General features: G+C 63.8%; 17 protein-coding genes. 9 read left to right on the top strand and 8 right to left on the bottom strand.

Annotated elements, in window-relative coordinates:
* Positions 1-73 precede the first annotated feature (73 nt).
* Together NED98_RS08065 and NED98_RS08060 are read right to left on the bottom strand one after the other, a co-directional pair.
* Complete coding sequence (locus NED98_RS08065) at positions 74-616, bottom strand: hypothetical protein (protein WP_265312542.1); 543 nt, start codon at positions 614-616, stop codon at positions 74-76.
* Positions 617-631: 15 nt separating this feature from the next.
* Complete coding sequence (locus tag NED98_RS08060; RefSeq protein WP_265312541.1) at positions 632-1,468, bottom strand: universal stress protein; 837 nt, start codon at positions 1,466-1,468, stop codon at positions 632-634.
* Positions 1,469-1,614: 146 nt separating this feature from the next.
* Here NED98_RS08060 and NED98_RS08055 point away from each other — a divergent pair, with 146 nt between their 5' ends.
* The 7 genes from NED98_RS08055 to trxC all read left to right on the top strand — a co-directional run bounded on the left by NED98_RS08055 (position 1,615) and on the right by trxC (position 6,096).
* Positions 1,615-1,866, top strand: a complete 252-nt coding sequence (locus NED98_RS08055; RefSeq protein WP_265312540.1) for a tyrosine-type recombinase/integrase — start codon at positions 1,615-1,617, stop codon at positions 1,864-1,866.
* 98 nt (positions 1,867-1,964) lie between these two features.
* The gene (locus tag NED98_RS08050) at positions 1,965-2,279 is read left to right on the top strand and encodes a type II toxin-antitoxin system MqsR family toxin (RefSeq protein ID WP_265312539.1); all 315 of its coding nucleotides are present in this window, start codon (positions 1,965-1,967) and stop codon (positions 2,277-2,279) included.
* Between the two features lies 1 nt (position 2,280).
* Positions 2,281-2,754 carry a type II TA system antitoxin MqsA family protein gene (locus NED98_RS08045; RefSeq protein ID WP_265312538.1) on the top strand — a complete coding sequence of 158 codons (474 nt, stop codon included), beginning with the start codon at positions 2,281-2,283 and terminating at the stop codon, positions 2,752-2,754.
* A 228-nt stretch (positions 2,755-2,982) separates the two neighbouring features.
* On the top strand, positions 2,983-3,675 hold the full coding sequence (locus NED98_RS08040; RefSeq protein WP_265312537.1) for a VIT1/CCC1 transporter family protein: 693 nt from the start codon (positions 2,983-2,985) through the stop codon (positions 3,673-3,675).
* 15 nt (positions 3,676-3,690) lie between these two features.
* Entirely contained in the window at positions 3,691-4,902 is a 1,212-nt protein-coding gene (locus NED98_RS08035; RefSeq protein WP_265312536.1) for an MFS transporter, read from the top strand.
* 45 nt (positions 4,903-4,947) lie between these two features.
* A complete protein-coding gene (locus NED98_RS08030) occupies positions 4,948-5,529 on the top strand; it encodes a hypothetical protein (protein WP_265312535.1) in 582 nt (193 codons plus the stop codon).
* 129 nt (positions 5,530-5,658) lie between these two features.
* Positions 5,659-6,096 (top strand): thioredoxin TrxC, encoded by a 438-nt coding sequence (gene trxC, locus NED98_RS08025; RefSeq protein WP_265312534.1) that lies wholly within the window; start codon positions 5,659-5,661, stop codon positions 6,094-6,096.
* A gap of 10 nt (positions 6,097-6,106) precedes the next feature.
* Here trxC and cydX read toward each other — a convergent pair whose 3' ends face one another.
* The 3 genes from cydX to NED98_RS08010 are packed head-to-tail and all read right to left on the bottom strand — an operon-like array spanning position 6,107 to position 8,956.
* A complete protein-coding gene (cydX, locus tag NED98_RS08020) occupies positions 6,107-6,208 on the bottom strand; it encodes a cytochrome bd-I oxidase subunit CydX (protein WP_265312533.1) in 102 nt (33 codons plus the stop codon).
* A gap of 12 nt (positions 6,209-6,220) precedes the next feature.
* Positions 6,221-7,369: a cytochrome d ubiquinol oxidase subunit II gene (gene cydB / locus NED98_RS08015; RefSeq protein ID WP_265312532.1), complete on the bottom strand. Its 1,149-nt coding sequence runs from the start codon at positions 7,367-7,369 to the stop codon at positions 6,221-6,223.
* Positions 7,370-7,381: 12 nt separating this feature from the next.
* Positions 7,382-8,956 carry a cytochrome ubiquinol oxidase subunit I gene (locus tag NED98_RS08010; RefSeq protein ID WP_265312531.1) on the bottom strand — a complete coding sequence of 525 codons (1,575 nt, stop codon included), beginning with the start codon at positions 8,954-8,956 and terminating at the stop codon, positions 7,382-7,384.
* 90 nt (positions 8,957-9,046) lie between these two features.
* Here NED98_RS08010 and NED98_RS08005 point away from each other — a divergent pair, with 90 nt between their 5' ends.
* Both NED98_RS08005 and NED98_RS08000 read left to right on the top strand, forming a co-directional pair.
* On the top strand, positions 9,047-10,639 hold the full coding sequence (locus NED98_RS08005) for an ABC transporter ATP-binding protein/permease (protein ID WP_265312530.1): 1,593 nt from the start codon (positions 9,047-9,049) through the stop codon (positions 10,637-10,639).
* Positions 10,636-12,237: an amino acid ABC transporter ATP-binding/permease protein gene (locus NED98_RS08000; RefSeq protein ID WP_265312529.1), complete on the top strand. Its 1,602-nt coding sequence runs from the start codon at positions 10,636-10,638 to the stop codon at positions 12,235-12,237. The genes NED98_RS08005 and NED98_RS08000 overlap by 4 nt, the downstream gene beginning before the upstream one ends.
* A gap of 21 nt (positions 12,238-12,258) precedes the next feature.
* On the opposite strand, the gene NED98_RS07995 is transcribed toward NED98_RS08000, so the two are convergent.
* The 3 genes from NED98_RS07995 to NED98_RS07985 form a co-directional block, all read right to left on the bottom strand.
* Positions 12,259-13,023, bottom strand: coding sequence for a SpoIIAA family protein (locus tag NED98_RS07995; protein WP_265312528.1), 765 nt, complete (start codon positions 13,021-13,023; stop codon positions 12,259-12,261).
* A gap of 104 nt (positions 13,024-13,127) precedes the next feature.
* Complete coding sequence (locus NED98_RS07990; protein ID WP_265312527.1) at positions 13,128-13,805, bottom strand: NAD(P)H-dependent oxidoreductase; 678 nt, start codon at positions 13,803-13,805, stop codon at positions 13,128-13,130.
* Positions 13,741-14,082, bottom strand: coding sequence for a response regulator transcription factor (locus NED98_RS07985; RefSeq protein WP_265312526.1), 342 nt, complete (start codon positions 14,080-14,082; stop codon positions 13,741-13,743). Before NED98_RS07985 ends, NED98_RS07990 begins: the two co-directional genes overlap by 65 nt.
* Between the last annotated feature and the right edge of the window lie 410 nt (positions 14,083-14,492).

Raw genomic sequence — 14,492 nt, 5'->3', positions numbered from 1 at the left:
TACGGATCAGGCAGCCCGTCCGCGGCGCGCTTGACGCTTAATCTGACGCATCGAAACCAGTCGTGAATCGACATCACGTCCCGCCGACCCGTTCGGGCGCCCCCGGTAGCTTGCCGATCGGGCAGCGCTCGGGCTTCAACTTTGCTGGCTTTAGCGGAAGCGCAAGGCTGAGCCTCACGCCGAAATAGCCCCGGTCCTTCCTGCCGCGGTCCCAGCCTCCAACTATCTTTGCCTTGCACATGACAGGCCTGCCTTCCGGGTTCAGCGTGCCAAGCGCCTGGCGGACTAGAGGCGCGAGGTCATGAGGCAGCCATCCGACTGCCCGGCCGCCGATCATTACTCCCACCGCAGCGCGATCCAGCTGGCTATCGTCAAAAACGAGTTGTGCGGGAAAATGACAATTGTGACCTTCAGCGCACCGGCCGCCGACAATGGCGCTGATCTCCTGTTGCCATTGCGACTCACCGACGAGCGAAACATTGAAACCGCGTCCGGCGGCGAGCGGGAGCACATCCCGCTCGCTCCACCAGCAGCCCAGTCCATCATAATTGGTGGGGAAATGCGGCTTGCCCGCGATCCGGTGCGGCTTCGAGAAAATCTGATCGAACAGGCGCATTATCCTGTTTCCGGTTCAATGCGACAGCAACACTGGCAGGCGAACACCGTCGAGCATTGTCTGCGTCGCACCACCCAGGACGAATTCGCGTACGCGGGAATGTCCAAAGGCGCCCATCACAAGGAGGTCACTTCCCAGCGCGCCCGCCTCATCGCACAGCGCAGTGCCGGCGTCGCGGTGCTGCGCTTCGATTGTCCGCATGGTCGCGGAAATGCCGTGCGCCGCGAGATGCCGTTGCGCTTCCCCGCGTCCGGCTACGGGGGAAAGTTGCTTGTCGCCTGTCACCACAAGGAGCTCGACCGTATCGGCCGCAGAGAGGAGGGGAAGGGCGTCAGCAATCGCCCGCGCGGCCGCCCTGCTGCCGTCCCAGCCGACCGCGATCGAGCGGTAGCGATGCGCAGCACCATTTGGCGCGGGCAGCAACAGCACCGGCCGACCGGATTCGAAGATAAGCCCTTCTGCGACGTAACTCCAATCCAGCCCGTCACAAGCCGGGACCACTGTCAGGTCGCGAGTGCGCGCCCGTTGAGCAAGGTCGCGTGGCTTGATCAACGAACTACATTCGATAAGTATCTCGTCTCCTCGGCGCGACCGCGGGATCCGGGCCGAAAAGGCCGCGAGAAGCTCCGTTGCCCACGTCAGGCTCTTGCAGTTCTCGGTCGCAATCGCTTCGTCCGCATGGGCAAGTTTATCAGCGAGCCAGTTCGAGACGTCGGGCGCGTAAACCCGGCACAGACCAGCTGACAATAGGGCGCCAAGGGATTCGGCGAGTGTCCCGGCCGCATCAATCGCCCAATGAGGCGTCGGAACCGGATAGCTCACCATCTGAAGAAGAATATCGCGCGCCGGCATTGCCTTCTCCAACGTCATCTGGCGCGAGAGTAGCCGTGGATGCATCTGTGTCGAATGCGTAACATTACGCATAAGAGCGGCTCGCCAAACACGTATTCGTCAACAACGCGGGCGAGCCCTTTGGTCCCTGACATCAGATTCGGATGATGCGTGAAACCTGCGCAGCGGCCAAGGTCGAGCACGCCGGATTCCATATCCTGCGGCATACCTATGGATCGCGGCTCGCCATGGCCGGCGTGCCGATGGCGGTGATCGCGGAAGCGCTCGGGCACGCGGGCGAGCGAATCACGCGAAAGCACTATGCGCACCTGGCACCCTCCTATGTGCGCGACGCCGTGCGCGCTGGTCTCGGGTCGCTCGGGATCTTCGCCGAGCAGAAGTTGAAGGTCGTCGCCTAGCGTCGATGCGCCGTTGCCGGTCATGGCAGTGCCGCTGGCCCGTCGTGGCTGCATCGAGGAGCTGGCATCTTGAAAGTAAACCTTAAAGGTGTATGCTGATGGCCGTAAAGCGGAAGCCGCATCACGATCTTGCCGGCATTCAGGCGAAGTTCGCCGATGTGGAGACGCTTGAGATCACGGGCAGGGCGGCCTGCGATGCTCGGGCATTGGGCTATTCGCTCGAGGATGTAGTTGATGTGGTGCAGGCACTGGAACCTGGCGATTTCGTCAAGTCGGAGACGGCGCACAACCCGCGGAATTCGCGGGTCTGGCACGATACCTATCATATCCCGTGCGACGGCCTGTTCCTGTATCTGAAGTTCGCCGGCGCGACGCTGATCGATATCGTGCTGACGTCGTTCAAGGAGGTTTGAGGTGACCGAGACGCGCATTCATCCGGAGACCGGAAAGGTGCTGCAGCGGGGTGTACGGCAGCAGATCGTTTCGGTTGGTTCCCTGTCGCGCGCCGTCGAGGTCCCCGGCTGGTATCCGGATGACGACAGCGATTCGATCCACAGCGGTGCCGACCTCAAAGTGGCGAACGATGCGTATGTGGAATTGCGCGCCGCCTATGCCGAGCGCGTGCGGGCGGTTCGCAAGCGTCTCAAGCTCACGCAGGAAGAAGCAGGGCGGATCATCGGGGGTGGTCGACGGGCGTTTCAGAAGTACGAAAGCGGCGCGACCCCGCCCAGCGACGCTGCGGTTGGCCTCCTCGAAATTCTGGATCGCCATCCAGAGGAGGTCGAGACGCTACGGCAATTGCGAATGTTGGCGCCCGGGCAAACACGCGCTCTAGGGCCTGGTGATCGCAAAGGGAGGCGAGGGTGGCGGGAACTAGCGCGCGCTTGAGGCGGTATGACTGACGAGTTCAGGTTCTAATGTTGATCAAAGAGCCGGAGCCTGCGCCGCTCGACACAGGCAGGCGAGGCGCTCCAACGGCGCCGTCGAGTAATTGGCACGTCACCGCCCCATCGATCGCAGGCAACTTTCGTATTATTCCCGATATCCGCGGCGCTTGAGAGACCCTTATGCCTGCAGGGACTCGGCATGATGCCGACATAAGAGGGAAGCCGCCGAATGAGGACGCATCGGGAACAGCATCTCGTGTCAAGGATCGGCTGGCTGCGTGCTGCGGTCCTTGGAGCAAATGACGGCATTGTGTCGACGGCAAGCCTTATCCTGGGCGTGGCGGCATCCGGTGCTGCTCGGCCGGCAGTGCTTGTCGCGGGCGTCGCGGGACTGGTGGCAGGAGCGATGTCGATGGCCGCAGGCGAATATGTGTCGGTAAGCTCACAGGCTGACACTGAGCATGCCGAGCTGGCGAAAGAACGGCATGAACTGGCAACCATTCCCGCGGCGGAACTCGACGAGCTGACCCACATTTATGTGTCCCGAGGCGTCGACCAGGCTACGGCCCGCGCCGTCGCCGAGCAGATGACGGCCTTCAATGCGCTTGAGACCCACGCGCGCGACGAGTTGCACATCACCGACCTGACCGCCGCGCGTCCGATCGTCGCTGCCTTTACATCAGCGATAACCTTCACTGCAGGCGCCTTGCTGCCCCTCCTGCTTGCGGCAGTGCTGCCTGTGTCGATGATCGTGATCGGCGAAGCGGCAGGGACAATCCTGTTTCTTGGGCTTCTCGGCGCGGTTGGCGCAACGACAGGCGGCGCCCAACCTTGGAAACCGGTCATGCGGGTCGTATTCTGGGGCGCGCTGGCGATGGCCATTACGGCCGGAATTGGACGGTTGGTTGGCACGAGCATTTAGCGTGATCGGGAGACCATGAGTCAACCTCATATTGCCTCTTCGTTCAAAGGCCTCACCCGCGACAGCTGGCTGCTCGCACTGGCAAGCCTGTTCACCGATATCTCGACCGAGATGCTCTATCCGGTCCTGCCGGTCTATCTGACCCAGACGCTCGGCGCGACGGGGCTGGTGGTGGGCGCGATCGAAGGCGCGGCGACCGGCGCGCAGAACCTGATCCAGGGAATCTCGGGCAGCCTTTCCGACAAGCTGCAATGCCGCAAGCCAATTGCGCTGGCGGGCTATGCGATGGCGGCGCTCGCCAAGCCATTGATCGGCGTCTCGAGCGCCTGGCAGGGCGTCCTGGGCGCGCGATTTCTCGATCGGCTTGGTACCGGGGTACGTTCGGCACCGCGCGATGCGCTGATCGCCGCCTCGGCCGACAGAGTAAGCCGCGGTCGCGCGTTCGGGCTCGAGGGTGTCGGTGACAATCTCGGCGCATTTCTAGGGCCGCTGATCACGGTTGGGCTCCTGCTGCTTCTCCATATCGAACTCCGGACGATTTTCTTCCTCGCAATATTTCCTGGTTTGCTGGCGTTCGCGACGGTCGTGCTGGTGCGTGAGCGCACTGCCGAGGTGCAGGCCAGGGCAAAAATCGAGGTCAGCCTGTCGCACCTTCCCCGTTCGTATCGGCGTTATCTGATCGCGACGCTCGTGTTTGGCATCGGCAATTCGAGCAATGCGTTTCTGATCCTCAAGACGCGCGAACTCGGCGCGTCGCTCGTAACGACAGTGCTGATCTACGCCGGGTTCAATCTCGTCGCCGCGCTGGTATCCTATCCGGCCGGCGCGATCGCCGATCGCGTTGGTCGCCGCGAATTGCTGATCGGCGCCTATGCGATCTTCCTCCTTACCTACCTCGGCTTCGCCTTCGCCCCGAGCCTCAGCTGGGCCGCGGTCCTCTTTGTCCTGTATGGTGCCTTTCAGGGGATTTTTCGCGCCGTTGGCAAGGCGCTGGTCAGCGATCTTGTGCCTGACCATCTGCGTGCCAGCGGCATCGGCTGGTATAGCGCAGCGATCGGCCTTTCCGGATTGATCGCGGGGCTGGTCGGCGGCCTGCTGTGGGACCGTATCGGCCACGCCAGCGTGTTTCTTTACGGGGCCGCCTTTGCAGCGCTGGGCGGAGCGACATTCGTTGCGCTCGTTCCGGCAGGAACGGCGGGCGGTTACGCTCGTAGAAATCCGGATTGACGCTATCGTCCCGAGCGAGCGATCGCAGATGCCATGATTGCTGCTTTGCTTCTTTTCTTGATCGTATTCGGGATCAACCTGCTCCCCGCGTTCGGACCGCCGACCTGGTCGATCATCGTTTTCTACGGCCTCAATAGCGATGTGCCGACCGCCGCAATCGTGTTGATCAGCGCTGCTGCCGCGGCGAGCGGCCGGTTGGCGCTGGCCCATGGCTTTCGGTATTTGCGCGGTCGGCTGCCCAAAAGATTGAAGGGCAATCTCGAAGGCGCGCGTCAAATATTGGAGCACCGCCGCCACGGCGTGATCATCGGGCTTGGCCTTTTCGCACTCTCGCCGCTCCCGTCCGCGCAGCTCTTTGAAGCAGCGGGGCTGGCGGGGATCCGCCTCCTGGGGTTCACCGCGGCATTCTTTACCGGGCGGCTGATTTCCTATTCGGTCTACGCCGCCTCGGCCAAGACGTTACGCGGCACATCGCTCGGAGGTGCGTTCGCCAATTCGCTCACCAGCCCCTGGGGCATCGCGCTTCAGGTCGGCATGATCCTCTTATTGGCCGGGCTCGCGCAGGTCGACTGGCGTAAATTCGCGCCTCACGCCGATGCGAGGGAGCGAGAAGGGGAATTGCCCTGAACCGCGGGCAAAGCCGGATGGATTGTCAGTGTCAACGGGGGTGCGCGGTGCCGCCAGGGCCGCCGGTCGTGATAAACAGACCAGGCCAGCTCGATATCGCGCTGCCACCATTGTTTGTGGAGGGTGAAAATGGCCGAATCCGAAATCGTGATCTGCCCGGCATGCGCCACTGCAAACCGTGTCCCGCCCGCACGTTTGCGCGAAACGCCCTTGTGCGGGAAGTGCGAAAAGCCGCTGTTCAACGGAAAGCCGGTCGCGATCGATAATGCGGGGTTCGATCGGTTGATGCGACTTGGGACCCTGCCGGTTTTGGTCGATTTCTGGGCCGAGTGGTGCGGCCCATGTCGCATGATGGCGTCGCAATTCGAAGCAGCTGCAGCGGCGCTTGAACCTGCGGTTCGGTTGGCCAAGGTCGATATCGAGGCGGAGCAGGCGCTTGCGGCTCGCTATTCGATCCAGTCGATCCCGACCATCGCCTTGTTCAAGGGCGGGCGCGAGCTTGGGCGACAGTCTGGGCTGGTGGATCGCGTGGCGCTGGTGCGCTGGGTCCAGGCGATACTGGCCTAGCGCCCGGCGCTTATTCCTCGCCCGGGACCGAATGGACCTCGTGCCACAGTCCGTTGAGAATGGCGAAGGCAACCGCGAGGCCGAGCCCCAGCACCCAGGAAAAATACCACATGGAGAAATGCCCTCAATAGAAGTCGGGGTTGCTTCGCACATCGCCGAGCGTGACCCGGCCGAACATCACCTTGAATGCCCAGCTCGTATAGATGAGCACGACCGGCAGCAGCACGAGCGTGACCAGCAGCATGATCCACAAGGTCATATGGCTCGATGATGCGTTCCACACCGTGAGACTGGAAGTAGGGTCGATCGAGCTCGGCAGGATGAACGGGAACATCGACGCGCCGACGCTGGAAATGATGCCGATCGTCGCCAGGCTCGAACCTGCGAAGACGAGCAGATCCTGACGCCGCGCGATTCCAGCCCACGCGATCGCCGGACCAAGGAACCCGAGCAGCGGCGCGAGCCACAGCCACGGATAAGAGGCATAGTTGGCAAGCCACCCCTTCGCGACCTGGGCCGTGGTGGTATCGAGCGGATTTGACGGGTTCGCGTGGTGGGGCGCGCTGGTGATGGTGTAGCCGATATTCCCCCAGGCGAGCATCGCAAAGCCCGTGGCGTAGAGCAGGATCGCGACTACCGCCGCGACCGCGCCAAACCGCTGCGCGCGTTCCAGCACCGCGCCTTTCTCGATCTTGAGCGAAAGCCAGCCGGCACCGTGGAGAACAAGCATCGCGACCGAGAGGAGGCCGGCGATCAGCGTGAACGGCGTGAACAGTCCGAGCAGGCCGCCCTCATAATGGAGGCGAAGGTCGCTGTCGAAGCGGAAAGGCGCGCCCATCAGCACGTTGCCGACCGCAACGCCGAACACGAGCGCCGGGACAAGGCCGCCGATAAACAATGCCCAGTCCCACCCGCTGCGCCAGCGCGTGCTCGTCCGCTTGGAGCGATACTTGAACCCCACCGGGCGAAGGATCAGCGCCGACAGCACCAGGAACATCGCGAGGTAGAAACCCGAGAAGCTCACCGCATAGACGAATGGCCAGGCTGCGAAGATCGCGCCCGCACCGAGGATCAGCCAGACCTGATTGCCCTCCCAGGTCGGCGCGATCGTGTTGATCACCAGCCGCCGCTCCTCGTCGCCCCTCGCGACCCAGGGAAGTAGCGCGGCGACCCCGAGATCGAAGCCGTCGGTGAGCGCGAAGCCGATCAGCAGCACGCCCATCAGCGCCCACCAGATCACCCGCAGCACCTCATAATCGAGCGGGATTGTCATCTCACAATCTCCTTAATCGGCTGCGAGCGGGGCATAGCCGCCCGGATCGCGCGGTGTTGCTTCTGCCGGTGCGGCGACGGGCTCGGGTCCCTTGCGGATCGCCTCGACCATCAGCCGCACCTCGACCACCGCAAGCGTGCCGTAGAGCGCGGTGAACCCGGCGATCGTCGTCCAGAGCTGCGGGACGGTGAGATCGGACGCGCCGAGGAAGGTCGGCAGGACGCCGTCGATCGCCCAGGGCTGGCGCCCGATCTCGGCGAGGATCCAGCCGAACTCGATCGCGACCCACGGAAGCGGGATGACCCATAAGGCCGCGCGAAGAAACCAGCGCCGATCGAATTGCCGCCTGGTGGCGAAGACGAACGCCAGACCGAAAAAGGCGATGAAGAAGAAACCGAGCCCCGCCATGACGCGGAAGATCCAGAACATCGCGGGCACGTTGGGCACCGTGGTCCAGGCGGCCCTTTCGATCGTCGCACGATCGGCGCGGCGCGGATCGGCAACGAAGCGCTTCAACAGCAATGCATAGCCGAGATTGCCCTTATTCTCCTCGAAGCTCGCACGGGCCGCCGGATCGGCGCGATTGAGCTTGAGATGCTCGACTGCATCATAAGCGAGGATGCCGCTGCCGATCTTGGCCTTGGCGTCCTCGACCAGTTCGGTGATGCCGGTCACCTCGCCGGTGACGCTGCGCGTGGCGATCAGCCCGAGCGCATAGGGAATCTTGATCTCGAACGCGGTCTCGCGTGCCTTGTTGCTCGGCAGGCCGAAGGCGGCGAAGCCGGCGGGGGCGGGTTCGGTGTGCCACATCGCCTCGATCGCGGCGAGCTTCATCTTCTGGTTGTCGGTCAGCGCATAGCCGCTCTCGTCGCCCAGTACGACGACCGATAGCGACGAAGCGAGCCCGAACGCCGCGGCGACGGTGAACGACCGGCGTGCCAGCGGCAGCCATTGCCCGCGCAGCAGGAACAGCGCCGAAATGCCAAGGACGAACACCGATGCGGCGACATAGCCAGCGCTCACGGTATGGACGAATTTCGCCTGGGCGACGGGATTGAAGATCACCGCGGTAAAATCGGTCACTTCCATGCGCATTGTCGCCGGATTGAAGGCGGCGCCCGCGGGATGCTGCATCCAGCCGTTGGCGATCAGAATCCACAGCGCCGAAAGGTTCGTGCCCAGCGCGACCATGAAGGTCACAAAAAGATGCGCCTGCTTGGACAATTTGTCCCAGCCGAAGAACATCAGGCCAACGAACGTCGCCTCAAGGAAAAAGGCCATCAGCCCTTCGATCGCGAGCGGCGCGCCGAAGATGTCACCCACGTAATGCGAATAATAAGCCCAGTTCGTACCGAACTGAAACTCCATGGTGAGGCCGGTCGCGACTCCCAGCACGAAGTTGATGCCGAATAATTTCCCCCAAAAGCGGGTAATCTGTCGCCAGACCGGACGATCGGTCATGACGTAGAGACTTTCCATGATGACCAGGAGAAAGGACAGGCCGAGCGTCAACGGCACAAATAGAAAATGATAGAGTGCAGTAAGCGCGAACTGGAGCCGCGACAGCTCGATGACGGCCATATCCATGGCAAGATCCTTCTTTGAGGCTCAGCATTGCCGTCCGGCGAAACGCTGGATATTTGTAATTCGATATTTATGCAAGCAGATGAAGGAACTATGACGTTAACGATCCCGCGGCGCGGGGCCTTCGCGCCGTCGCTGTGGTGGATATTCGATGCCGCCGCCGCGGCTTTGTTCGCTGCGGCGCTCGCGCTATCGCTCAAGGCCGTGCTGGCCGGCTATACGTATTGGCCCGTAGTCGGTGCGGCCGCGATGATCGCCGCGGTACTGATTCGCTCGGCGGTACAGGCGCGGGCGGAAGTCGCCGGGGTCACCGCCGCGAATCGGGCCAAATCGCAGGTTCGTGCGGCGTTGTTCCCGCAGCTGCTGCGTTCCCGGCGCTCGGCGCGGCGGCTGCTCGGCGAGGAACTGGCGGTTGCGGTCGACCAGGTCTCCGCGCTTACCGGCTATTATGGGCGCTTCGAGCCGATCAAGCGCGCGGCAGCGATCGCGCCCTTGGTGATCGCCGCGCTGGTCGCGCTGGCGAGCCCGGTCTCGGCCGCAATTCTGATCATGACATTGATACCGTTCGCGCTCGGCATGGCGCTCGCTGGCGGCGCGGCACGACGTGCCGCCGATGCGCAGGTGGCGGCGCTCGCCCGACTCTCGGGGCTGTTCGTCGACCGGGTCCGCTCGCTGCCGATCATCCTCGCATTCGGCGCGGAGGATCGCGTTACCCGCCAGGTCGAAACGGCCACCGGCGAAGTGGCGGACCGCACTTACGCCGTTCTCAAGATCGCTTTTCTCTCGTCGGGCACGATCGAGTTCTTCTCCGCGATCTCGGTCGCGCTGGTCGCGGTCTATTGTGGCTTCAATCTCCTGGGCCTGCTGCCGTTCCCGGTTCCCGAGCATCTCGACTTGCCGCGGGCATTTTTCGCGCTCGCGCTCGCGCCGGAATTCTATCTGCCGCTGCGCCGCCTCGCCGCCGCTTATCATGAAAAGCAGCTCGGCGAGGCAGCGGAGGCCGTGATCCGCGCGCGCGCCGTACAGGCGCCGCCCGAGCCAGCGCGCCGTGTCGGCCCGATCGACGCGATCGAGATCGAGGATGGCGTGATCGATTATGGCGCAGGCCGGAAGGTCGGCCCGTTCAGCCTGTCGGTCGCGTGCGGCGAACTGGTGGCGCTCACCGGACCGACTGGAAGCGGCAAATCCTCGCTGTTGCAGATGATCGTCGGGCTTGCGCCGCTCTCCGAGGGCGGACTGTCCGCGGGCAGGGAGGCATTTCTGCCTGGCGCGGCCAATGCGTCGATCGGCTGGGCCGGTCAGCATGTCGTGCTGCTTCCCGGAACGATCGCCGACAATATCGCGCTCGCCCACCCTAACGAGGATCGGGCCGCCATCGAAGGCGCGGCCCATCGCGCAGGGCTCGGCGCGCTGCTTGCCACGCGCCCCGCGGGCCTCGACACCTGGATCGATCCGCGCGGCGCGGGGCTGTCGGGCGGCGAGCGGCGGCGTCTCGCGCTGGCGCGCGTGCTGCTGTCGCGTCGCCCGGTGTTGCTGCTCGACGAGCCGACCGCCGATCTCGACGGCGCCACCGCCGCATCGATCGTCGCCCTTTTGCAGACGCTAAGCACGTCTCACGCGATCCTTGCGGCGACACACGATCCAGTGCTGATCGCCGCCGCGACGCGCACGGTTGCGATTGCATGAACGCGGCCGGGCTCTCCGCGCTGCTGACGGCAAGCGCCGCGCCGTGGCGCCGGACGCGCCGGCTCGCCCTGTTGAGCGGCATCCTGGTCGCGGTCGCGACGATTGCGCTGCTCGCCCTTTCGGGCTGGTTCATCACCGCTGCCGCGATCGCTGGCACCGCCGGGCCGACGATGGCGCGCGGGTTCAATTATCTCGTTCCTGCCGCCACGATCCGCTTGCTCGCGATCCTGCGCACCGCCGGGCGCTATTTCGAACGGTTGCTGAGCCACCGGGCCGCGCTGGGCACCCTCGCGTCGCTGCGCACGACGTTGTTCGGCAGGGCGGCCGCGGCGGAAGCGAGCGGGCGATTGCGCTTGTCGGGCGGGGAGGGGGCGAGCCTCCTCGGCCGCAACGTCGATCAACTCGAGGACCGTGTCATTCGCGCGCCGCAGATCGCCGGCGCATTTGCGGGTCTGTCGGTTGCCGTGTTCCTGGCGGCGGTCACCGGGGTTATCCCGGCGCTTGGCGTCATGCTGTGCCTTGTCGGGGCCTGCGTGATGACCAGCTGGCTGGTCCGGCGGATGCTGCCGGATCTGGCGCGGCGCGAAGCCGCCGCATCGGTCGATCTCAAGGTTGCCCTTGCCGAATATGCCGCCGCTGCGGGAGAGATCGCCGTCTACGACCTCATCGCGCGGGTCTCCTCGGAGCTCGAGCATGTCGCGGCGCGTCACGACGACGCGCAATTCAGGCTGGCACGCGCGGAAGCGGCGATTGCGACGATCCCGACGGCGGCGGCCGGTATCGCCGGCGCGCTGGCGCTCGCAACGGCGCATGGCGGGGCCGCGCTGGCGGCGATGGCGGCTTTGGCCGCGGTTGCCGCGGGAGAGTCCATTGCAGGCTATGCGCGCGCGCAGATCCGTGCCCCGTCGGTCGACGAAGCAAGCGCCCGACTGGAAATGGTCGCAGCCGTGGGCGTGTCCGATCCGGTTTTAGCTTTGCCGGCGGTTCCCAGTCTCACGATCATCACGTCCGGCGAGACGCACCGCCTCATGCCCGGCGCGCGGGTGGCGATCGTCGGCCCGTCAGGCTGCGGAAAAACGCGGTTGCTCGCCACGCTCGCCGGATTACGTGCCGACGCCCCGCAAGAGATTGTCGTCGGCGAGCATGCGGTCGCTGAAATGGGGCTCTACCGGCTGCGGCAGCAATTCGCGCTGGTGCCGCAGGACCCGATGCTGATCGCCGGAACGATTCTCGACAACCTTCGCCTCGCCCGTGCGGGTATCGGCGAGAACGAGATCTGGGAGGCGCTGTCGACGGCATGTCTCGATCAGGAGGTCAGGGCGCTGCCGGATCGGCTTGACCAGTGGATCGGCGAGGATGGTGCCCAGCTTTCGGGCGGGCAGCGCAAGCGCCTCGCGGTGGCGCGGGGCTTGCTCGCCGCGCGCCCGTGGCTGCTGCTCGATGAACCGAGCGAAGGGCTCGACGCGGGCACCGAAGCAAGGTTGGTCGCGGGACTGCGCGGCTGGCTCGACCGATCCGGGCAGGGGGTTTTGCTGGTCAGTCATCGACTGGCGCCATTGGCTCTGTGCAATGAAGTCATACGCCTTGGTGAGGGCTGACGCGCCCTGTGCGCGAAAGAACTAGGCGGCTTCAGCGTCCCCGTCCTCGCCAAGCCAGTGAAGCGCGGCTTGCTCTTCGTTGGCTTCGAAATGGCGCATTTTCATGCGCAGGAGCGGCGCCGATAGTTCAACGATGCGCTTCATCCACTTCGGGCCCCCAAGCACGGCGTAGCAAGAGACGTGACGCAGCAGCATAAGCTTCAGTTCAAGATATCTGGGATCCAGCAGCATGGCGGGATCGAAACCGTCATAGCCTCGAATGTCCGTCAGGATCCTGAGCGCAGCGTCGCTCTTGGCCGCGTCAGCAAGATAGCCGTGCACCACATCGCCGCTTTCACGTGTGATCCTGCCGCTCACTTTGAGCGTCGTGATCCCCTTGTCGCTTGTGATACTCACGGCGGCAGGGCGGGGCGTATCGCTTTCGCCTTTCACCCAGGCGAGCGCGTGATCGCGTTGCTCAGGCGGATAGACCTCATAGGAAACCAGCGGCAGCAATGCGCTTTCGATGCGCGAGGCGGTGCGAATCCAATTCTGGTTGCTGACGATCGCGACCCGGCCAAACTGGTTGAGGCGGGTAAGATAGCGCAGCCCGTGGCTGATATCGCTGATCCATGCGTCAGCTGGCATCCCCGCGAAATCCGTTACCTCCGCAAAGATGTGAACCTTGCCGCCGAGCGCAAATGCCGCATCGAGCCGCTCCATGATCCGTTCGACATCCTGTTTGTCGAGGTGCCCCGAAACGGATACGATGATAATATCGGCGTTTCCGGAAAGATCTTTCAACATCTCTTGATCCTTGGATATGCATGATTGTCTCAGATGGGCGAAAATCCCGTGATACTAGCAGGCAGTTGCGAATCATATTGTTATAGAAGTATCGGCTAGCAGGCTCAGTGTTCATGAAAATGTCTGAGCTTTTCGATTTTCTGTTGCTCATGTGCGCGGCACAATACCGCGCTGCAGGCTTGCCTCGCGCGATCGGCGATGCGTCCCAGGCACTGGGCAGCATAATCCGGAGATAATGGGGAAACGATCGAGTCGAGGTGTTCATGCTCGACGGCTGCGAAGGAGAAGATCGTTTCAAGATAGGAATCGAACGCTTCGCGCATCCCTTCCCATTGCCCCCGTTCAGCAAGCCAGGGCAGCGTTGAACCTGACGTCGTGATCAGCACGAAATATTTGTTCGCCAGCATCTCATGCGGCTGATTGTGGCGGATCGCCGTGGCGGTAAGCCCCGCGCCGAGCACACGATCGATATATCCCGTGATGATCGCGGGAGGCATGCCGAACCAGATCGGATAAACCAGCGTGATGATGCTGGCCGTTCGCACCAGTTCCAGCTCCCATTCGACGTCCGGCGACAGGTGAAAGTCTTTGCTCTCCGGCCGCTCGGTCGAACGCAACAACGGGTCGAAACCGATCGCGTAAAGGTCGCGGATCGTCGGTGATTGACCGCACTGCCGGACCATATCGGCATAAGCGGCGGCGGCCGCGTGGTTGAAGCTATTTCGCTCCGGATGCCCCACCACGATCAGGTGGTGCAGATCGGCTGGCGTCATGTCTGACATCGGACTCTCCATGGTGAAGCGCGCGGCCCGCGGGCTGTTGCCCCAATGCAATCGCGATCAGGCCGGCGAAGGAGGAGGCGTTGAGTTTTCGCATGATATGCGCGCGATGGATCTCGACCGTTCGGTGGCTGATCCCGAGCGCCTGTCCGATCGCACGATTGGTGAGACCCCGGACGATATTGTCGAGCACCTCGCGCTCGCGCGGAGAAAGCCGGTCGAACGCCGGAAGTTGCGCCAGGCCGCCGCTGATCGCCGATCGGAGGTGGCGGCCGGTCATGTCATTGTGTTCCGCGCGCGTTTCACCAGATCGGCGATCACGCTTACGAGCGCCTGCGCGCCCTCGATCTCAGGCATGAGGGCGCCTGAGCCGGGTGTCGAGCGAAGCGGCTGAAGCGCGCGTCGGCGATGCACCACAATCAGGGGGACTTGAGCCGACCAGCCGCGCGCATGGAGCGCTTCCACAAGTGAGACATTGGGCTCGCCCCCTCGATCACCGTGGTGAGATGCGGAAACTCGTCCTCGAACCGCCGCGAGCTGCAGCAGATCGGCTGGCGCACGCGTCTGTACCTCGAAGGCGATTCCTTCGCAAAGAAGGTGAGGGGACCCGCGTCCGCCACCGCCGAGTGTCGCGACTGGCGTCCGGAGCTTGCGACGGCACCGCGGATTGGGTTTCGTTTCCATCTCTCG

This window comes from Sphingomonas lycopersici, from assembly GCF_026130605.1.
Classification (GTDB): domain Bacteria; phylum Pseudomonadota; class Alphaproteobacteria; order Sphingomonadales; family Sphingomonadaceae; genus Sphingomonas; species Sphingomonas lycopersici.
This window is presented reverse-complemented; position numbering and strand designations above follow the sequence as displayed.